This is a genomic window from Ruficoccus sp. ZRK36 (genome assembly GCF_019603315.1).
GTDB lineage: Bacteria > Verrucomicrobiota > Verrucomicrobiia > Opitutales > Cerasicoccaceae > Ruficoccus.
In genome coordinates this window covers 299892-319182 of the sequence record NZ_CP080649.1, presented here as the reverse complement: position 1 = coordinate 319182, position 19291 = coordinate 299892, and the positions used below count along the sequence as shown (strand labels likewise).

The window sequence follows — 19291 nt, the reverse complement described above, 5'->3', positions numbered from 1 at the left end:
GTAAATTGAAGGCGCTCAGGTGTTACTCAGGCCTTGACCCGGAGCAAAACCTGGGCAATATCCGGCATCTTTTGCTCAACGATCCTGCAATTCCCGTGAATATACAAGTCGAAGATATCAACGACACCCGCAAGCTCGTCACGGTTTCCGTGACACGCGATGAAATCGCCGAAAAAGAAGCCAGCCTCCTGGCTGACTTTGCCAAGCAGGCCCGCCTGCCCGGGTTCCGCCCCGGTAAGGCCCCCACTGCGATGGTCAAAAAGCGCTACGCCAAGGAAATCCAGCAGGAAGTCCGTCAAAAGCTCGTTAGCGAGGCCTATTCCAAGGCGCTTGAGGACTCCGGCCTGAATGTGATCAGCCTGGTTGAGCTTGCAGATCCCGAGTTCCCCGAAGAGGGCGACACTGCTTTCAAGTTCACCCTGGACATCAAGCCCGAGTTCGAGCTGCCCGAGTATAAGGGTCTGGAGCTGAGCGTCCCCAAGTCCGACGTGACCGACCATGAGGTCGAGCATGCCCGCGACCACATCCTCGGCCAGCGTGCTGAGTTCAATGTCGTGGAGCAGCCCGCCAAGAAGGGCGACTACGTCAAGGTCTCCTACGAAGGTAAGATCGGCGACGAACTGGTGGCCGACCTCGCCCCTGACCAGCCGATTTTCGGCACCCAGAAGAACACCTGGGAAGAAGCCGGTGCCGAGCATGGCCCGGGCGTCAAGGCTGTCGTCGAAGGTATCGTCGGCATGAAGGCCGGTGACGTGAAGGACGCCGAGGAAACTTTCCCGGAAGAGTACGAGATCGAAGCCCTCAAGGGTAAGACCGTGAGCTACCACATCGAGGTGCATGAAGTGCGTGAGCGCATCCTGCCCGAGATCAACGAAGAGTTCCTCAAGACCTTCCAGGTCGAGACCGAAGAAGAATTTAACAACCGCATCCGCGACGACATCAAGTCGCAGAAGGAGCAGCAGGCAGAGCAGGCCAAGCGCGAGCAGGCCGCTACCAAGCTCTCCGAAAAGGTTGAGTTCCCGCTGCCCGAGAGCCTCGTAGAGGGCGAAACCCAGGACCTCCTGCGCGATTTTATGCAGCGCGGTATGGCCCAGGGCGCTACTCAGGAGCAGTTCGAAGAGCGCAAGGACGAGCTTTACAAGGGTGCCCGTGAAGCCGCTGAAAAGCGCGTCAAGGCACAGATGCTCCTCACCGAGGTGGCCAAGAAGGAAGAATTCAAGGTCGAGAACGAAGACCTGAACCGCGCTATCTACATGGAGGCTATGTCCCGCCAGCAGAAGCCGGACGACCTCGTCAAGGAGCTGCAGAAGGACCGCCAGCGTGTAGTTGAGATGCAGCGCAACATCCTTGTTAACAAGGCGCTTGATTTCCTGGTCAAGGAGGCTACCGTTACGGAAACCGAACCGGAAGAGGCTCATTCGCATTCGCACTGAGCCCCTAAAGGCCCAGCAACGAAATACCAGTGAGCTATATCATTCCCTTTATTACCGAGCGCGACGGGCGTAACGAGCGTCGCGATGACATCTACAGCCGCCTGCTGCGGGACCGCATCGTCTTTATCGGCACGCCGATTTACGACGAGGTGGCTAATGCTGTCGTCGCCCAGCTTCTGTTTTTGCAGATGGATGACCCGAAAAAGGACATCCACATCTACATCAACTCGCCCGGTGGCAGTGTCACGGCCGGTATGGCCATCTACGACACGATGAACTTCCTGCACTGCGACGTGGTCACGTACTGCGTCGGCATGGCCGCCAGCATGGCTACCGTCCTGCTGGCCGCTGGCACAGAGGGTAAGCGCTACGCGCTGCCCAACAGCCGCGTGATGATTCACCAGCCCACCGGCGGCGCGACCGGTCAGACTTCGGATATCTCTATCGCCGCCAAGGAAATCCTGCGCTGGCGCCAGACGATCAACACTGTCCTGGCCAAGCACAGCGGCCAGACCGAGGATAAGATCAACGCGGACTCCGACCGGGACTACTACATGACCGCACAGGAGGCCTGCTCCTACGGCCTGGTGGACAAGGTGATCGAAAATAAGCCCGCCCAGTAAGCGAGGCTTGGCGTTCCGCCGCCCGCGGTTATTGCAGTTGCACAATCGCGGTTTTTTCCTAAACCTCTTCCTTTCGTCTGTCGATAAACAGACTCCCTGTTGTTATGGCTAAATCCACAAAGATGACCTTCTGCTCCTTCTGCGGTAAGTCGCAGAACGAAGTCCGCAAGATGATTGCGGGACCGGCCGGGGTGTACATCTGTGACTCGTGCGTCACGGTCTGTAAGACGATTATCGACCGCGAGCTGAAAGAGGGCGGTGCTCAGCCTGAGCCCCAGGGCCAGCAGTTCAACCTGGTCAAGCCCGTCGCCATCAAGGAGCACCTGGACGATTATATCATCGGTCAGGACCACGCCAAAAAGGTTCTTTCGGTAGCCGTTTACAACCACTACAAGCGCCTTCAGTCCATCATGAACAAGTCCGAGGTCTCGCTGGCCCCGGAGTTCGATGATGTCGAGATCGAGAAGAGCAATATCCTGCTCATCGGCCCGACTGGCAGCGGTAAGACCCTGCTCGCGCGGACCCTCGCCAAGCTGCTTGATGTGCCCTTTGCCATCGCCGATGCCACCACGCTGACCGAGGCTGGCTATGTGGGTGAGGACGTGGAAAATATCGTCCTGCGCCTGCTGCAGTCGGCTAACTTTGACGTGCGCAAGGCCGAGTGCGGGATCATCTATGTGGACGAGATCGACAAGATCGGCCGCAAGACCGACAACGTCTCGATCACGCGCGATGTGTCCGGTGAAGGTGTCCAGCAGGCTCTCCTGAAGATCCTCGAAGGCACCGTGTGTAACGTGCCGCCGCAGGGTGGGCGCAAGCACCCGAACCAGGAGTACATCCAGCTCAACACCGCTAACGTCCTCTTTATCTGTGGTGGGGCCTTTGTCGGCCTGGAAAAACTCGTTTCTGACCGCGCGGGGAAGAAAGTCCTCGGTTTCGACCGGCAGGCTGAGTCCGAGCGGGTCGAGGGGCGCGATGCCCTGATGGGCCTTGTTCAGCCCGAGGACCTCGTCCGCTACGGCATGATCCCGGAGTTCATCGGCCGCTTGCCGGTGGTTTCCGTGCTCAACGAGCTGACCCAGTCTGACCTCGAGCACATCCTGCAAAACACGCGCAACTCGCTCGTGAAGCAGTTCTCCAAGCTCTTTTCGATGGAAAATGTGCAGCTGCGCTTTACCAAGGACGCCGTTGCCGCCATCGCCAAGAAAGCACTCGAGCTCAAGACGGGTGCCCGCGCCCTCCGCGCTATCATGGAGCAGATCATGCTGGAGATCATGTACGACATCCCGCAGGACGACACCATCGAGGAGGTCATCATCAGCGGTCCGGTCGTACGGGGTACCCGCAAGCCGCAGGTCAAGCGCCGTGGTCAGCAGAGCGAGGCCGACGAGCCAGCTGCCTGATACGCTTTTCGTATACGCACAAAATAAAAGATGGGCTTATTGCGTCCTGTCTTTGCACTAATTGATTGCGTGGGGTGACGGCCTCATATAGAAGGAACGCGCATTCTGTATGCGTACCTGTAATCTATTCTTGGCGGTTATGCTGACCGCTGCGCTACCTGTATGTGCGCTGGTCAACAGCGGAAATCCGGGGGGCAATCGCACCGCACCGACCGGGCTCAATGGTGAGCCCGCCGATCCGGGCTTTGATCGTGTTGGCTTCAATGGCTCGGCCTCAGGTGTTTATCTGGGCGAGGGCTGGGTCCTGACGGCCCGCCACCTGCCCGCCAAGACCTTCACGCTCGACGGTGTCACCTACGAGTGGGACGGCGTGAACGATTATAAATTTCCCGATACGGAGCTGCGCCTGTTCCGCTTGGCAAACGCCCCGGAGATGCCGGTACTGCCGATGATCAGCCAAACGCCGCGCCCCGGTGAAAACGTCATCATGGTCGGAGCCGGGCGCGATTGTGAAGACCATGTGACCTACTGGTATGTGGATAAAACGGCGCAACCGATCACATGGACAGAGGTCCCGACCCGTGGCGAGGCCAATGCCGGAGGGGTCCTCTCGAACGAAGGCAGCATCATCAGCTGGGGTACGAACCTCGTGTCTAACGTCATGCCGCACCCCAAGCTGGGCGCATTGATCATCACTGACTTTACGGAAAACCCGGCCACCCGCACGACCTTCGAGGCGCAGGCCGTTTCCTATGACAACGGCGGCGCGCTCTTTACCGAAACCAACGGTGAGTGGAAGCTGGCGGGCATCATGATCACAGTTTCGAAGCTTTTCCCGGAGCAGCCCGGTGTGAACAAGGAGCCCGGTGGCCCGAAAACGATCGGCTCAGGTGTCTTCGGTAACGTCACGATCTCGATCAATCTCGCCCCCTACAGCCACCGGATTCTCCAGGTCATGGCCAACAGCAAGCCCGCTCCCCAGTTCGCAGAGATGCAGCCGCGTCCTGAGATGAATATGAACTGAGTGGCCTGGACTTCTTTTCCCGGTTCTATTTCCCGACATAAAAAAGCCCGCCAATTCGGCGGGCTTTTGTTGTCCCCAGATGGGGGAGTAAAACCGGTGCTGGTGGGCTGGCTTACCAGATGCCCTTTTCGCTCTTTTTGAGGCTGAGCGCAAAGGCGGTGATCAGCTTGACGGTGTTTTCCACGTCAGCCAGATCCACGACCTCGCTGGGCGTGTGCATGTAGCGCAGCGGGATCGAGACCACGGCGGCGGCGACACCCTCGCCAGCCATCTGGATGGCGCGTGCGTCGGTGCCCGTCGGGCGCGGCTCGCACTCGATCTGGTAGGGGATGTTTTCCTTCTCGGCGCACTTGACCAGCCGCTCGAAGACAAAGGGGTTGATATTCGGGCCACGGCCGATGATCGGACCCCCGCCCAGCTTTTGCAGGCCGTACTGCTTCGGGTCGCAGTCCGGGTGGTCGGTGGCGTGACCGACGTCCACGGCGATCCCGAAGTCCGGCTTGATCGCGTAGCTGGAGGTGACGGCCCCGCGCGTGCCGATTTCTTCCTGCGTGGTGGCGACGCTGACGACCTTGGCGGTCAGCTTCTTCTTGGTCTGGGCCAGACGGCGCAGGGTTTCGCTGACCACGTAGCAGCCGCTCTTGTTGTCAAAGGCGCGCGAAGCGCCGACCGTGCCGGAGATCAGCTCAAAGTTGTGCTGGTAGACGACCGGGTCGCCGATGGAGACGCGCTCCAGGGCCTCATCGCGGCTCTTGGCACCGATGTCGATCCACATCTGGTGGATTTCGGGGACCTTCTTGCGATCCTCGGGGCTCATGAGGTGGATGGCGCGCTTACCGGTGACACCGGTGACGTCGCCCTTCTTGCTCAGGACGACGACGCGCCGACCGGGGATCATGATGCGGTCATGGCCGCCGAGCACGTCAAAGTAGACAAAGCCCTTGTCGTCGATATAGCGGATGATCAGGCCCAGTTCGTCCATATGGCCGGCGAGCATGAGCGTGGGGTCGCCCTTGGGGTTGAGCGTGGCCATGCGGTTGCCCATGCGGTCCTTTTCGTACTTGTCAGCGGCGGGCTTGAGGTACTTTTCGAGCACGTCCTGAGCTTCGTTTTCGGCGCCGGTAGGCGAGCGTGCATCGAGCAGGGCTTTGAGAAAAGAGGGGACTGTCGTTTGTTTTTTGGCCATAGGGGAGTAAAATGTCCAAAAAGACGCCTATCGCAAAATGTTTTTTTGATGGGCAATCTGCTGGACGGCCTTATACCTCTTAACCCTTTACCCCGGAACACTATGAGGATTTATCCCGCAATCGACATCAAACACGGCGCCTGCGTCCGCCTGACACAGGGTCTTGAAGACCAGGAAACCGAGTATTTTCACGACCCGCTGGAGCCGGCCCGTATTTTTAAGGCTGCTGGCTCGGAGTGGGTGCACGTGGTGGACCTCGACGGGGCCTTTAAGGGCAAACCCGCGAACTTCGACGTCGTCAAGGGCATTGCCGATCTGGGCCTGAAGGTCGAGTTTGGAGGCGGTATCCGTGAGCTGGAGGACGCCGAGGCCCTGCTGGCCGCCGGTGTCAGCCGCATTGTGGTCGGTACCCGTGCCTGCAAGGACCACGCCTTTGTCGAGGAGCTGGTCAAGCGCTGGCCGGAAAACCTCGCCATCGGTATCGACGCCCGCGAAGGCAAGGTCGCCGTGCGCGGCTGGGTCGAGGTGACCGATATGCCCGCCATAAGCTTCGCCGAGAAGCTGGCCGAGGCCGGTGTGCAGCGGATCATTTACACCGACATCAGCACTGACGGCATGATGGTCGGGCCGAATTTCGAGGGGCAGGAGGAAATGCTCAGCGCCGTGCCGATCCAGGTCATCGCCTCGGGCGGAGTCAGCGATCTGCACGACCTGGTGGTCTATTCTGAAATGGCCCAGAAGTTTTCCAATCTCGACGGTGTCATCGTCGGCAAGGCCCTCTACGAAAAGAAGTTCACCGTCGATGAAGCCCTGAAAGTGGCTACTCCTACGGCATAGAGTGGGGTGTTCTCTGGTACAGGTTCGCCATTTGACATTCAATGAGCCACTTCACTTTCTACAATGGTGGGACTCCGTTTTGATGCTTTGCTCAGCGATTACCTTAAGCAGCGTCGCTGCTTAAGGTAATTGCTGACACGATGCGCAGCATCGAAAGTGCAGCCCTCGGCTGCCGCGGGGTATGGGGGCGCGTAGCTCCCATAAAAGTCTATCCATCCAGCACGTCTTCGAGCGGGTAGGTCCAGATCTCGGAGAGCGTGGGGTGGTACCAGTGTGTTTTTAGCAGGTCGGCGGCGGTCGCTTTGAGGGCGACGCCGACGGCGAGGCTGTGGATGAGCTCCGAGGCGTCCTTGCCCACGCACTCGGCACCGACGACGCGCCCGGTGCTCTTCTCGGCGTGGATTTTGACAAAGCCGTGCTTGGCCTCCATGAGGATGGACTTGCCGTGGTCGTCAAAGGGGTAGTCCGCGCTTACGTAGTCGATGCCGCGCTCCTTCAGGTCGGGCTCCGGGATGCCGACGTAGGCGATCTGCGGGTCGGTGAAAACGATGGAAACGAGCGCGTCGTAGTCAACGGGCTGTGCGGTGCGCCCGGTGGCGTGGCGTGCGGCCAACTCGCCTTGCAGGATCGCGACGTGGACGATCTCGTGCGGCCCGGCGACGTCCCCGGCGGCATAGACATCGGGGTTGGTCGTCTGCTGGAGCTCGTTGGTCACGATGTGTCCGGACTTGCGCAGCTCGATGCCTGCCTTGTCCAGTCCTAGGCCATCGGTGGCAGGTTTGCGGCCGAGCGCGTTTAGTAAGTGAGCGGCTTCGCGGACGATGGTCTTGCCCGCATGCTCGAAGGTCACGCGGAAGCCCTTTTCCGTGCGCTCGACCTGCTGAAGCTGCGTGTCAGTGATCAGCTCGATGCCCTCGCCTCGGAAGACCTCCTCGATCACGGTGCTCGCCTCGGGGGAATGCTCCTTTAAAATGTGCGGGCTGCGCTGGATCTGCGTGACGCGGGAGCCCAGGCGATGCAACAGCTGCGCCAGTTCGCAGGCGACGACTCCGCCCCCGAGCACGATGACCGACTCGGGCAGGTGGTCCAGCTCGAGCACGTCGTCACTGGTCCAGGGCTCAGACTCCTTCAGGCCGGGCACGGGGGGCCAGGCGACCGATGAGCCGGTGGCTATCATGAACTTGTCTGCGGTCAGGACGGTGCCATCGGCGATCGTCAGCTCGCGTGCACCGGTGAAGCTCGCCTTGCTGCGGTAGAGCGTGAAGCGGTCCGAGGCGAGCTGCTCCTGCCGGTACTCGGCGAACTCGGCGATCGTGTCGAGCTTACGCTGGTGCAGGCGCGGCATGTCGGCCTTGGCCACGGGGATGTTCAGCCCAAAGCGGTCGGCCAGCTTCGCCAGATGAAGGATCTCGGCGGAGTAGATGAGGGTCTTGGAGGGCATGCAGCCACGCAGGATGCAGAGCCCGCCCAGCGTGTCCGCCGCATCGACGATGGCGACGCGTTCACGGGTTTCACGGGCGGTGCGTGCGGCGGCATAGCCGGCGCTGCCGCCTCCGATGACGATATAATCAAAATGTTCAGGCATGGCTTTTTGTTACAGGTAGACGTGTGACGGCGGGATAAAGCATTGCGGTGAGGATGCGAACACTTAGTCTAACGGCTCTGCTTGTCCTTACAATGATGGATTTGATGAAAGCCCTGCTCGCCGTTTGCCTGCTCGTCCTGCTACCCCCTGTTGCTCAGGCTGGGTTGCCCTTTGATCCGCAGGACCCACCAGAGGGCTTGTTCTCGGAAGAGTGGATGGAGGTCTATCTGCTGGGGAACAAGGTCGGCTACTCCCGGCTCAGCCTGACGCGTGATGGCTCTCATGTGATGACTGAGACAAAGACCTACATGGAGATCCGCCGAGGGGCCGTGCCGATGGTCTTTGAAACCCTGGAGAAAACGACTGAAACCCTCGCCGGAGAGCCGGAGGCATTCAGCGTGGAGGTCGCCATGGCAGGCCAGCCGATTGTCCAGAGTGGTGAGATTCAGGACGGGACGCTGACGCTCACCCTTAGCCAGCAGGGGCGCGGTCAACGCCGCGAGCTGCCTTATCCCGCTGGCGCGTTGATGACATGGGGGCTCATGCTGCGCACCCTGGACACACCTCTGGAGGCCGGGCAGTCGTTCAGCGCAAAGATGTACAGCCCCTCCCTGACGACGGACGCCGCCGTCGATGTTGATTATCGTGTGATCGGTCAGGAGGAGCTTGCGCTCGGCCAGCGCACCGTTACCGCCTGGAAAGCCCAGATGGACATCCAGCTGGGGGCTACGGACTTCAGCACGACGATCTGGACCGATGAAGACTATCGGGTGCTGAAAACCTCGGCCTCGATCATGGGGATGCCGATGGAAATGATCTCCTGCGACGAGGAAACAGCGCTGACAGGGTTTGCCCCGGCGGAAATTTTTGAATCCAATCTGGTTCAGCTCAACAAGGCGATCCCCGCCGATGCGACCGAAGTGGTCTACCATGTCAGCGTGGATGGGGCCGACCCGGACCTGAGCCTGCCGCAGGGCGATTACCAGAAGGTGGAGCGCCTCGGCGTGGGGCAGTTTAATGTCACCGTGACGCGGGCTGACCATGAGGGCTTGGCGCGTAAGATGGAGAAGCTCGGGCCGAATGCCTTTGCGGAGTACCGCAGCTCGAACTTGATCCTGGACTCGGACGACGAGAAGGTCATCGAGCTGGCCAAGAGGGCCGCTCCTCAGGATGCGGATGCGGACCCGGTCGCGCTGGCTGATCGCCTGCGTGTATTCGTTTCTGATTACATCGAGGATAAAAATCTGACTGTGGGCTTTGCCACGGCCAGCGAGGTCGCCCGCGACCCGCAGGGTGACTGCAGTGAGCATGCCGTGCTGCTGGCCGCCCTCGGCCGTGTGTGGCAGCTGCCTACGCGGGTCGTCGCTGGCCTGGTCTATCTGCCACGGATGGTCGATGTGGACGGTAAGGCCCGCGAAAACGTCATGGGCTACCACATGTGGACCCAGTTTCGTCTGGATGGTCAGTGGGTGGACTTTGACGCGGCGATGCGTGAGTCCGAGTGCGCACCGACACGCCTGGCCTTGATGACGTCATCCCTCCAGGAAACCTCTATCTCTGAAATCGGTCTCGAATTGCTTGAATTGATCGGTCAAATTAACGTTGAAATCGTATCCGAAAAATGAATACACCCCTCCGCCTCCTGTGTTTTGTCAGCCTGGCCGCCGCGGCCGTATTACCTGCGGGTTGCTCGAAAAAGCAGCCTGCCCCTGTTGAAGTGGCCCCGCCCGCACCCCCGGCCCCCAAAGTGGTGCCCTACACCAGCGGGCGGCTTGTCCTGGAGGATATGCCGGATGTCGATTTGTCGACGGTTGAGATCATTGTTTTGGATAAGCTGACGCCGGAGCTGATTATGCTCCTGAGTCAGCAGCACAAGCTCTACTCTGAGATGCTGGCCCCGCCCGAGCCCGAGGCGGATGAAGAGCCTGCCGCTGCCCCCGGTGAGACCGAGAGCGACGGGCTGGACCTGATGAGTGACCGTGATCGCGAGCGCCTTGAAAAGATGCTGACCCGTCTGCAGGAGGAGGTGCCGCCCCGGATGACGTCTTCTTTCACTGTGAACAGCGACTTGCGCGATTTTGAGAGCCGTGAATCCCTTTACGAGCGCTACGCCAAGCCCATCGCTGCGCTGACGCTCGGAAATATGATCACCGGGCTTAACCAGATCGGCGAGAACATGCGCTCCGATTACGAGCTGCTTGTGCGTGAGACCGAGTCCAGTAACGAGCAGCGTGTCCTTCAGGCCAAGGCCGACATTAACTGGCTGGCTTCATTCAGCGAGTACATGCAGGATTACCAGCGCCTTGTCCGTCGCTATGACTCCCTGCGCCGCCGCGCTATTCTCCGGGCCAACCGGAGCGCTTCATCCGGCTCATCCAGTGCGGGCGGTAGTGGTCAGCTGACCGCCGAGCAGGAGTTCGACCGTTTCCAGATGGATAACTCGATGAACCTGCAGGTCGTCTGCTACAAGGGCGCGCTCGGCACAACCTTTGCCGATGCGGACGGTAACTTCGAGGTCAAGGGCCACGGCATCCTGCTGGCCCGCATTGACGACAAAGAGATGCGCCCGGTGTTTTTCCGTGACCCGATGAAGGCTCCGGCGATTACCTTTGAGGACCTGCAGCAGACCGAGAAGACGGAATAAGCCCGTCGCGATTTTCCGGAGGGTGGCTTTCTTTAGCCGCGCAGCGCCAGAGCTGTTTCAGGCGGCTCTGGCACTCCTGCGCGCTTCACTCACCATCGTAAACCTTATCGGCGGTGCTTGCCTGAGTGCGCGCGTTGGTGCGGGAGGCGGTCACTGGTGAAGACCAGTTGCGGGCGCAGGATGTCGGAGGTCTTCAGGTGGGGGATGACCGACCAGCGGTAGGCCAGAAACCACAGCAGCAGGAAGGAAAACGCGAAGGCCGGGAAGCGGAACGGGAAACCGGCCATCGCAAGGATCAGCCCGAGGGTGCAGGTCCCGAACAGGTACCAGCTCAGCGGCCGTTGTGCCTTGAGCCGCAGGAAGCGGATAAAGACGATGGCTGGAACAATGATCCAGGCCAGCGCGCCCAGCAGGCCATACTCGACCAGCAGTTGGAGGGCGTCATTATGGGCGGCCTGGTAGACACTGGTGCCCAGCTCGGTTTCCTGATAAAAGGTCATCATCGTGCGGAACGAGCCAGCGCCCCAGCCGAAGACGGGCTTGTCCATAAAGAGCTCCCAGGTGTCCTTGTAGATGAGGTACTGTTCCTGCCAGCTGAGGCCGACGCTGGGGATCATGTCTATGGAGAACAGGCTCTGTGTCGCCAGTGGCAGCCGATAGGCAAAGAGCGCGACACCCCCCGCGAGAATGGCAAAACCCGCCACAAAGAACAGCAGCTTGGCCAGCTTCTTGCGTGAGCGGAGATTGCTGAAGGTGTCGAAGCAGGCCAGGCTCAGCAGGAAGCTGAGGCACAGCAGGTGCAGCCCTGTCCCGGTACAAATAACCGACGAGATAAGAATAGCCACGGCCACCAGAAACCAGATGCCCCCGCGGTCCAGGAAAACCCGGAAGCGCATGTGCCGGATGTAGTGCGAGCCCAGTCCGATCATGGCACCAGTCCAGAGCAGCGCAAACGAGGCCCAGCCGTGCGGGTGCGGAAATACCGAGAAATAGCTGCCCGTGGGGACGTAGATAAAGCCCAGCAAACGGTTGTCGCTTTTCAGGATGGCTTGCAGGTAGCCGATGGTTGCGAGGATCGTGACGCAGATGCCGAGGATCAGTAGAATGCGCCGGGTGACATCCTCGACGGAGATGACCAGCAGCATATTTAGCGCGGCCATATAGATCCCGCTGGCCAGAAATATGGCCGACCAGGTTTCGAGAGGGAGGGTGGTCACCGGTAGCCAGCTGCGGATCTCATGCAGCAGCAGATAGGTGACGCCGCCTTCTTCGATCTCCTCCACCGGCGGGTGCCAGATGCCGATGATGTATACGGCTATGCATATCAACACGGGGGCGATGTAGCACAGGTAGGTCAGCCGGGGCCTTGTGCTGTGGTCGTTCAGATCCGAGCAGTGCCAGAAGTAGATGACCATGCCGATCCAGCCCAGCGCCCCCAGATAAGGGACCGAAAAGCTGGCGGCTCCGCCGAAAAGCAGAATGGACAGCAGGCCAAATGCGATGATGTGCCACTGGACGGCTTTTTCGCCTGATGTCTTTGGACCTGGGGAGGGAAATTCTTCTTCGAGCACGACGGGGCTGGGGCGAGCGTTTATTGTGGGTTGGACAGGCAGATGCTGGCAGCGACTTCGTCGGCGGTGGCCTTGTCGGTCAACTGTGCCAGTACGGCCAGCGCAAAGGCGGTAGCGGTGCCCGCTCCCTGCGAGGTGATGATGTTTCCGTCGATGACGACCGGGCGCGAGGTGTCGCGGCCGGGGAGCTCGCCCTGCGTGGCGGGGTGGGAGGTGTAGGGGCGGCCGGGAATCAGCCCGGCATCGAGCAGGCAGAGCGGGGCGGCACAGATCGCAGCGATGAGGCGGCCTTCCTGCTGGTAGCGGGTGAGGGCGTCGAGCACGCGGCGATCCTCCCGCAGCTTGGCCACGCCGGGGCCACCCGGTAGCAGCAGGCAGTCGTAGGTACTTTTGAGCGCTTCATCCAGCAGCATGTCAGCCTTTACGCTGATGTCACTGCGGCCCTTGACGGTAGCGTGAAACTCGCGGCTGGCGACGGTGACTGCGATGCCGCCACGGCGCAGGATGTCGATCGGGGCGATGGCTTCCATCTCCTCGAAGCCTTCGTGCAGGATGATGAGGGCGGTTTTACTCATGGTTCAGGCTTTCTCTGAAGTTGATGACCGCATCAGAATAACGCTTGGCGGCTACTTCAATCAAATTGATATGACCGGCTCCCTCCACCCAGAGGCGTGTCTTGGGCTGGCTGGCCTGCGCGAAGAGTGCCTCTCCGTGCCAGAAGGGCACCGTCCGGTCAGCGGTGCCGTGCAGGATCAGTAATGGGCAGCCGATGCGGTCGATCTTGGCGATGTTGTTGAAGCAGTCCCACGGGAGCAGACGTACGCGGGTCATGACCCGGAAAGTGCTGGTAAAGGTCCCGTCCAGAATGACGCCTGCCACGGGCTTGCGGGTGGCCAGCTCGACGGTGGGGCCGCCCCCGAGCGAACGCCCAAAGAGCACAATCTGCTCCGGTGTGGCTCCCTGCTCCTTGAGCAGCCAGTCGTAGACGGTCTCGATGGCCTCGTAGCAACCCTGCTCGCTGGGGCGACCATCGCTGGCACCATAGCCGGGGTAGTCGTAGACGACTACGTTGAACCCCATTTCCCGCAGACGCTCGGGCAGCTCCAGGTCGCTGCCCATGTCTTCACCGTTGCCGTGGCTTACGATCAGAAACTTGTCGGCTTGCGAATTGGGGTAAAATCGGGCCGCGATCCGGTTGCCATTGGCCAGGGGGAGCATGAATACACCCGGCGCGTCAGCCTGATAGGTCGGCGCCGGTGGGCGGAAAATCATTCCGTGGGCAAAAAACAGCGCGAACAATGCCATGCAGGCATAGAGCACGAGCACGAAAACGAGGAAAAAAACGACGACGGTCTGCAAGGCGTGGAGGACGGGATTATGGGTACGAAAGGGAGAGGGAAAGATTTCGCATGTCAGCAGGCGTCGCAAGCTTTTAGCCGGGGCGTTCCGGGGTGGGCTAGCTTCCCGCTTGTCAGGGTTGGGGTGGGGCGTCATGGTCTGGGCCGTGAAAGAGTGTTCGCATTCCCTGTCATTTTCGCAACTGGGCCGTCGGGCTACCGAGCCGGTGATCACGGACCTGATGCACCGGGCCCTCGACAACGCTGAGTTGCTCTCGTTGGCGGCCGGCTTTACCGATAATATCACTTTACCGGTCGAGCTTGTCCAGTGTGCGGTGAATCGGATGGGGAGCGAGCTGCGCGAGCCTGACTACCTGCAGTATGGGACGAACAGGGGCCGTGCGGGTCTGCTGATCGAGGTCGCTAACTGGCTCAACGCCAGCCGTGGCGAGGTCGCATCCGAGCGCTTCAGCCCGGAGTCGGTCTTTATCTCGAATGGCTCCCAGCAGGCGCTCTACCTGGCCATGCAGAGCCTCTGCGATGCGGGGGACATCGTCCTCGTGCAGCAGCCGACCTACTTTGTGTTTCTGGAGCTGTGCCGCGGGCTGGGTATTCGTCCGGTTTCGCTGCCCGCCCTGCCTGATGGAGGGACGGATTTCAGCCGCTTGCCGGACTTTTTCCTCAAGCTCAAGCGTGAGTATGGCGCAGAGCGCATCAAGGCCTTTTACCTGAACAGCTACTTCGGCAACCCCTCCTCGCGCAGCGTCCCTGTCGAAGAAAAGCGGGCTCTCGGGCGCGCGTTGATCGATCACGCCGTCTCCGTGCCTGTAATTGAGGACGCGGCCTACCGCGAGCTGTGGTTCTCCCAGCCGTATCCGGCCCCGAGTATCTTTAGCCTGCCCGAGTTTGAGCACCTGCCGCGTCTGTATCTGGGGACGTTTACCAAGCCCTTCGCCACCGGGCTGAAGGTCGGCTACGGCGTCTGCTCGCACCCGCAGTGGCTGGAGCGGATGCTCTGGCTCAAGGGGCATCAGGATTTTGGCACGTCGAACTTTAACCAGGCCATCATCGAGGACGTGATGGCTGCCGGGGAGTACCCCGGCCATCTGGAGCGCGTGCGCGCAAACTACCGCGAAAAGGCCCGCCTGATGGGTGAGGCCCTGGAGGGCTCTACCCTGCGGGAGAGGGGCTGGAGCTGGCAGCAGCCCGAAGGCGGCCTGTACTACTGGCTGCGCGCTCCCGAGGGGATGGACCTCTCGATGGGCTCGGCATTCTGCGAAGCCTGTCTGGCCAACGGCGTGCTCTATGTGCCCGGTGATTTATGCGTGGCCGAGGGCGAGCCGAAGAACTTCGCCCGCCTCAGCTTCGGGGCGCTTGCCCGCGAGAAGCTGACTGAGGCGACGGGACGCTTCACGGCGGTGGCAGAGTCGGGTTGCCGCGAGTAGGGGGCGACCCCGCGACTGAGGCGGGAGCGGTATTGTCCAAAACATCTCCAGACTCAACGAGTTTAACGGGTCTGCGGTTGCGGGGTGCTTGATTTGCAAATCTGATTGTCCCATGCATTGTTTTCCCTCGATGAAGTCCCCGTTGCTCGCCGCCGTATGCGTGGCATTCCTTTCCCTTTCGCCCGTTCTTTCCGCTGCTTCTGCCGAGACATTTGGCGCGCAGCTTGATACCCTCCGCCCCTACGCCTCGAACGATGTGGTCCAGCAGATACTGGAGCGCGCCGAGGCTGTCGCCGCAGGGCCGGTCATGGTCCGCTCCTACAGCATGGAGGACATGGGCCGGAGCGAAGAGGTGCGCGTGGCTGACGCCCGCGTCAAAGGGGAGGCCGTCATGCGCAACCGCCTCAAATGGGACGCGACGGACGAGGAGGTCAACCACTACGCCGAGCGTTTCGCCCTGGCCTCATCGGACACCGGCACCGCCCGGCGCATGCTGGAGGAGCTGCCTCTGCTCGCGGCTGCCATTCGCCTGACGGATAGCGAAGCCTGCAAGCAGCATTTGATCGAGCAGCTGCGTGAAGTCGTCACCTGGAAGCCGTTTCAACGGCCGGGCTGGACCATCGCCAGCCGGGTGAACCGCCTCCCGGAGGAGGGTGACGGCGTATGGCTTTCCACGGGGGCCCTCTTGCAGGGGCTGGCCATCATGGACGAGATTTTACCCGAGGGGACGCTGCCCGAGGACCTGGAGCAGGCCGTGCGTGAACGCGTTCGCGAAGAGATCGAGCTGACGCGCTCCGATTGGGAAGCCAAGCGCTCGTGGTACATGATCAAGGAGGCCGTGAACTCGAACCAGTGGGTCGTTCCGGCCAGTGGTATGGTGGCGGGTGCTGTCATGCTGGGGCGCGAGGAGTATCAGGATATTTTCGACTTCGGGGTCGAGTGCCTGCGCAAGAGCATGACCGTGGTCGGCGATGACGGCTCGATGAGCGAGGGCTACACCTACGCCATGACCTGGACAAGTATTTCTCTCTTTCTGGCCAGCCACTTTATGGAGGTGGCCGGGGATGACGAGTTTGCCCAGAGCGCGTTTTTCAAGAACTTCCCCGATTACCTGAGCCTGTACTTCCAGCCGGGCAGCAACTACGTCAACGCCTCGGACGTTTTCCCCGGCCAGCGCAAGCACTACACCGGCGCACGGACCGAGGTCACTCGTCTGGCCGCCCTCTCCGGCAGCAAGGGCCTGGTAAAGGTTTTGATCAGTGAAACGGGCCGCCCGACCTATGACTTCTTCGGGTTGCTGGTGATGGGGATCGACCTGAACTCCAAAAGCCTGCCTTGGCCGCCCGCATGGGGCCTGTTTGAGCGCACGCGCATGTTTGTCTGGCGCAGCAGCTGGGAGAATGACGCCAGCGGTGTCTGGGTACGCGGTGGCGATGGCGAAGACTTTCACGATAACTATGACCGTGGCCACGTGAACTTCATCGTGCGCGGCCAGCCGGTGCTGATCGAAAGCGGTACGCCCGGCTACGCCCTACCCGAGAAGAAAACCGATTTCGATACAGCTCTCGGGCACAATGTGATGCGACTGGAAGAGCAGTCGAATCCGCGCAAGGCCCCCGCTGACATCGCGGTCGAGTATGCCGACGCCGACGGTGCCGAGGTGCGGGTGAACCTCGGGCAAGCCTACCCGGCCCTCCCGGACTATGAGCGCACAGTTACCTGGACGGTGGACGAATTGATCGTCAACGACGCGTTTAGCACGACCCAGGGCGGCTCCCCGCTAAAGCCTCAGCTGACCTGGCATTTCGCCGGGCAGCAGGCACCTGTCATTGAGCGGCCGGACCCGTGCACCGCGCGTATCCGTGTCCCTGCAGACCGTCAGGAGTACCCGGCCTGGATCGGCTCCTGGAAGAATCAGGATGCTCCCCGCCCGGAGGGGACGGATGTGCTGGAAACACCGGAGGTCCTGATCGACATCGAGTCCGACCAGCCCTTCGAGGTGACGGCTGGCCAGCGTTGGGACCATACGATCAAGTTCCGCTCCTTCAAGCGCGAGCATGCGACCCTGGAGCTGAGCTTCCCCGAGGGTATTACGTCGCTGTCGATGACGACCACCTTCACGGTGCCGGAGGCCGAGAGTACTTCAGACGCTGCCGACACACCTGCAAAGTAAAGGCAAGCCCACGGCGCGGACTCGTTTTTCCTAACGAAGCGAGAATTGTGACCTGGCTCAACGAGTTGAGCTATGCGCCTGTTGTCAGTCCACACCTGGATGGGTGAGATTCCACTCACGCAATCATTCCTGCGTCTATTTCGTCTGCCGTTTGAGCGGCAGGATACAAAGATAACCCCTGCGATTCATCATCCCATGAAAGCGAAACAACTTCAGCGAAAGCACTTCATCTCCGCCGCAGCCCTCACCGTGGCTCTGCTGGGCGGCATTGCCCCGGCGGCTCAAGCCGACTTGGTGGCGATCGACGACTTCGACTCTTACACCAGTGGAACCGCCATTGGTGGCCAGAACGGCGGCACCGGCTGGGCCTACTCCTGGACGAATGGCTCGGGTCTGGCCACGGTTGAGGTCTCCAGCAAATCTCTGACCTATGACCTGGAAGGCCACACGCTGGGCGGAGGTAACTCCCTGATGTTCACCGGTGGCAACACGCAGAACGCCACGCAGCGTGCCGCCTTCACCTCGGCTGATACCTCGGGGCAGGATTACTACGTGAGCTTCCTTTTCCAGGTGGTGGGCGCAGAAGGCGAAACCTCCGGTCAGGCTGGTGGTAATAATACCATCACGATGGCCGCTAAAGGCGAGAACTACGATGCCATCAACGACAACCTGCTCTTTGTCAACGGAGCCAACTCGAAGACTCAGGCCCGCAATAATGGGGATGACAGCAGTGTCGAGACGGTCCTCAACTATGGTCAGACTTATCTGGCTGTGGTCAAGTATACCGGCTGGAACTCTACGGCTGGTGTTTACGAAACCACAACGGTTTGGCTCAATCCGACGACCAGCGATGAAAACACCACCTCCTCCAGCATCACTGCTACGGTGACCACGCCGGGTGAGGGCTCGAAAGGTTTCCAGGGCATTGGGGTGCGTACCTACTTCAATGACGCCGGTGCCGATGTCTACATTGATGATCTGCGCGTCGGTACCAGTTGGGACTCCGTGGTCGCGATTCCGGAGTCTCGCTCCACCTCCGTCCTGCTCGGTCTGGCAGCCCTTAGCCTGTTGGTTTTCGGCCTGCGCCGCCGTCGGTAGTATTCGCGCGACGGATACAATCCCGGCTAAACGTTTTTAAACATCCTTTCAGCCGCGACCTTCAACGAGGGTCGCGGCTTTTTTGTCAGCCTGTCTCAGGCGTCCTCTCGTAGCGTCTGGTCGAGAGTTATCCACGCCTCCAGGGGCAGGGCCTCCGGGCGCAGGCTAGGGGGCGTACCGGCGGCCTCAAGCGCATCGAGCCAGCCATTGAGGGCGGGTAGCTTGGCCTGTCGGGCGAGTGCGCCGATCTGCTTACGACGCTGGGTGAAAAATTTGCGCATGAGGCCCCGGGTGGCGGCGTCGAAGCAGTAGGGATCCTCCCGCAGCTCCAGGTGCAGCAGCACGGAGTCAATATCCGGGGCCGGGTAAAAGCATGAGCGCGCCACGGCGTGGCCGGGTCGGCGGCGGTAGGCGGCAGCGAGGAAGAGGCTGACCGCGCCGATGTTCTTACCACCGGGCTCGGCGGTGAAGCGGTCGGCGGCCTCTTTTTGGAGCATCAGGACCATCCGCTGCGGCAGCGGCCCGGCGAGGATCTGCTCCATCCATGGGGTGGAGATCGCGTAGGGGAGGTTGGCGACGATCTTAAAGGGGCGATCGCCGGGGAAGTCCGCCCGCGGCTTGTCCATGGCGTCTGCCTCGGTCAGGTGAAAGCGGGATTCGTTGGCGAGGCGTTCTTGCAGGGCGGGGGCGAGCCGGTGGTCCAGCTCTACGGCGTAGACCTCGGCTCCGCTCTCCAGGAGCCCGTCGGTCAGGGTGCCCAGACCGGGGCCGACTTCGACCACGGCATCCCCGGCCCGGATTTCAGCCAGCTCCAGGGATTTGCGGACGATGTTGGGGTCGACGAGGAAGTTCTGCCCGAGCTTTTTGCTGGGGTGCATGCCAAGCGCCTGAAGGCGTTCGCGGGTCTGAGACAGGGTTAGCATGCCCGATGG

At 61.0% G+C, this 19291-nt stretch carries 16 protein-coding genes; 10 read left to right on the top strand and 6 right to left on the bottom strand.

Features of this window, described 5'->3' with window-relative positions; all coding sequences use genetic code 11:
• Window positions 1-95 precede the first annotated feature (95 nt).
• The 4 genes from tig (at window position 96) to K0V07_RS01295 (ending at window position 4483) form a co-directional block, all read left to right on the top strand.
• Entirely contained in the window at window positions 96-1433 is a 1338-nt protein-coding gene (gene tig, locus K0V07_RS01310; protein WP_220622729.1) for a trigger factor, read from the top strand.
• A gap of 29 nt (window positions 1434-1462) precedes the next feature.
• Window positions 1463-2056 (top strand): ATP-dependent Clp protease proteolytic subunit, encoded by a 594-nt coding sequence (locus K0V07_RS01305; RefSeq protein ID WP_286653044.1) that lies wholly within the window; start codon window positions 1463-1465, stop codon window positions 2054-2056.
• Window positions 2057-2160: 104 nt separating this feature from the next.
• Window positions 2161-3459, top strand: coding sequence for an ATP-dependent Clp protease ATP-binding subunit ClpX (clpX, locus tag K0V07_RS01300; RefSeq protein WP_220622728.1), 1299 nt, complete (start codon window positions 2161-2163; stop codon window positions 3457-3459).
• 109 nt (window positions 3460-3568) lie between these two features.
• The gene (locus K0V07_RS01295) at window positions 3569-4483 is read left to right on the top strand and encodes a hypothetical protein (protein ID WP_220622727.1); all 915 of its coding nucleotides are present in this window, start codon (window positions 3569-3571) and stop codon (window positions 4481-4483) included.
• 112 nt (window positions 4484-4595) lie between these two features.
• On the opposite strand, the gene K0V07_RS01290 is transcribed toward K0V07_RS01295, so the two are convergent.
• Window positions 4596-5669, bottom strand: a complete 1074-nt coding sequence (locus K0V07_RS01290; RefSeq protein ID WP_220622726.1) for a M42 family metallopeptidase — start codon at window positions 5667-5669, stop codon at window positions 4596-4598.
• Between the two features lie 102 nt (window positions 5670-5771).
• Between K0V07_RS01290 and hisA the strand changes: the two genes are divergently transcribed.
• A complete protein-coding gene (hisA, locus tag K0V07_RS01285) occupies window positions 5772-6506 on the top strand; it encodes a 1-(5-phosphoribosyl)-5-[(5-phosphoribosylamino)methylideneamino]imidazole-4-carboxamide isomerase (RefSeq protein WP_220622725.1) in 735 nt (244 codons plus the stop codon).
• Between the two features lie 208 nt (window positions 6507-6714).
• On the opposite strand, the gene K0V07_RS01280 is transcribed toward hisA, so the two are convergent.
• Entirely contained in the window at window positions 6715-8091 is a 1377-nt protein-coding gene (locus K0V07_RS01280; RefSeq protein ID WP_220622724.1) for an NAD(P)/FAD-dependent oxidoreductase, read from the bottom strand.
• Between the two features lie 104 nt (window positions 8092-8195).
• On the opposite strand from K0V07_RS01280, the gene K0V07_RS01275 reads away from it, so the two are divergent.
• A complete protein-coding gene (locus tag K0V07_RS01275; protein ID WP_220622723.1) occupies window positions 8196-9716 on the top strand; it encodes a transglutaminase-like domain-containing protein in 1521 nt (506 codons plus the stop codon).
• Entirely contained in the window at window positions 9713-10735 is a 1023-nt protein-coding gene (locus K0V07_RS01270) for a hypothetical protein (RefSeq protein WP_220622722.1), read from the top strand. The genes K0V07_RS01275 and K0V07_RS01270 overlap by 4 nt, the downstream gene beginning before the upstream one ends.
• Window positions 10736-10839: 104 nt before the next feature.
• On the opposite strand, the gene K0V07_RS01265 is transcribed toward K0V07_RS01270, so the two are convergent.
• Genes K0V07_RS01265 through K0V07_RS01255 form a run of 3 tightly spaced genes read right to left on the bottom strand, consistent with a single transcriptional unit; the run spans window position 10840 to window position 13800 of the window.
• Window positions 10840-12306 (bottom strand): O-antigen ligase family protein, encoded by a 1467-nt coding sequence (locus K0V07_RS01265; RefSeq protein WP_220622721.1) that lies wholly within the window; start codon window positions 12304-12306, stop codon window positions 10840-10842.
• Between the two features lie 20 nt (window positions 12307-12326).
• Window positions 12327-12881: a DJ-1 family glyoxalase III gene (locus K0V07_RS01260; RefSeq protein WP_220622720.1), complete on the bottom strand. Its 555-nt coding sequence runs from the start codon at window positions 12879-12881 to the stop codon at window positions 12327-12329.
• On the bottom strand, window positions 12874-13800 hold the full coding sequence (locus K0V07_RS01255) for an alpha/beta hydrolase (RefSeq protein WP_220622719.1): 927 nt from the start codon (window positions 13798-13800) through the stop codon (window positions 12874-12876). Before K0V07_RS01255 ends, K0V07_RS01260 begins: the two co-directional genes overlap by 8 nt.
• Window positions 13801-13810: 10 nt before the next feature.
• Between K0V07_RS01255 and K0V07_RS01250 the strand changes: the two genes are divergently transcribed.
• The 3 genes from K0V07_RS01250 (at window position 13811) to K0V07_RS01240 (ending at window position 18359) form a co-directional block, all read left to right on the top strand.
• Window positions 13811-15088: a PLP-dependent aminotransferase family protein gene (locus tag K0V07_RS01250; RefSeq protein ID WP_220622718.1), complete on the top strand. Its 1278-nt coding sequence runs from the start codon at window positions 13811-13813 to the stop codon at window positions 15086-15088.
• 112 nt (window positions 15089-15200) lie between these two features.
• Window positions 15201-17261: a heparinase II/III family protein gene (locus K0V07_RS01245; protein ID WP_220622717.1), complete on the top strand. Its 2061-nt coding sequence runs from the start codon at window positions 15201-15203 to the stop codon at window positions 17259-17261.
• 195 nt (window positions 17262-17456) lie between these two features.
• The gene (locus tag K0V07_RS01240) at window positions 17457-18359 is read left to right on the top strand and encodes a hypothetical protein (RefSeq protein ID WP_220622716.1); all 903 of its coding nucleotides are present in this window, start codon (window positions 17457-17459) and stop codon (window positions 18357-18359) included.
• Between the two features lie 95 nt (window positions 18360-18454).
• Here K0V07_RS01240 and rsmA read toward each other — a convergent pair whose 3' ends face one another.
• Window positions 18455-19282 (bottom strand): 16S rRNA (adenine(1518)-N(6)/adenine(1519)-N(6))-dimethyltransferase RsmA, encoded by an 828-nt coding sequence (gene rsmA, locus K0V07_RS01235; RefSeq protein WP_220622715.1) that lies wholly within the window; start codon window positions 19280-19282, stop codon window positions 18455-18457.
• Between the last annotated feature and the right edge of the window lie 9 nt (window positions 19283-19291).

What these genes read in the sequence shown, in the direction of transcription:
- clpX (WP_220622728.1), top strand. Translation starts at nt 2,161, where the DNA reads ATGGCTAAATCCACAAAGATGACCTTCTGCTCCTTCTGCGGTAAGTCG.
- K0V07_RS01295 (WP_220622727.1), top strand. Translation starts at nt 3,569, where the DNA reads ATGCGTACCTGTAATCTATTCTTGGCGGTTATGCTGACCGCTGCGCTA.
- K0V07_RS01290 (WP_220622726.1), bottom strand. Translation starts at nt 5,669, where the DNA reads ATGGCCAAAAAACAAACGACAGTCCCCTCTTTTCTCAAAGCCCTGCTC.
- hisA (WP_220622725.1), top strand. Translation starts at nt 5,772, where the DNA reads ATGAGGATTTATCCCGCAATCGACATCAAACACGGCGCCTGCGTCCGC.
- K0V07_RS01280 (WP_220622724.1), bottom strand. Translation starts at nt 8,091, where the DNA reads ATGCCTGAACATTTTGATTATATCGTCATCGGAGGCGGCAGCGCCGGC.
- K0V07_RS01275 (WP_220622723.1), top strand. Translation starts at nt 8,196, where the DNA reads ATGAAAGCCCTGCTCGCCGTTTGCCTGCTCGTCCTGCTACCCCCTGTT.
- K0V07_RS01270 (WP_220622722.1), top strand. Translation starts at nt 9,713, where the DNA reads ATGAATACACCCCTCCGCCTCCTGTGTTTTGTCAGCCTGGCCGCCGCG.
- K0V07_RS01260 (WP_220622720.1), bottom strand. Translation starts at nt 12,881, where the DNA reads ATGAGTAAAACCGCCCTCATCATCCTGCACGAAGGCTTCGAGGAGATG.
- K0V07_RS01255 (WP_220622719.1), bottom strand. Translation starts at nt 13,800, where the DNA reads ATGACGCCCCACCCCAACCCTGACAAGCGGGAAGCTAGCCCACCCCGG.
- K0V07_RS01245 (WP_220622717.1), top strand. Translation starts at nt 15,201, where the DNA reads ATGCATTGTTTTCCCTCGATGAAGTCCCCGTTGCTCGCCGCCGTATGC.
- K0V07_RS01240 (WP_220622716.1), top strand. Translation starts at nt 17,457, where the DNA reads ATGAAAGCGAAACAACTTCAGCGAAAGCACTTCATCTCCGCCGCAGCC.
- rsmA (WP_220622715.1), bottom strand. Translation starts at nt 19,282, where the DNA reads ATGCTAACCCTGTCTCAGACCCGCGAACGCCTTCAGGCGCTTGGCATG.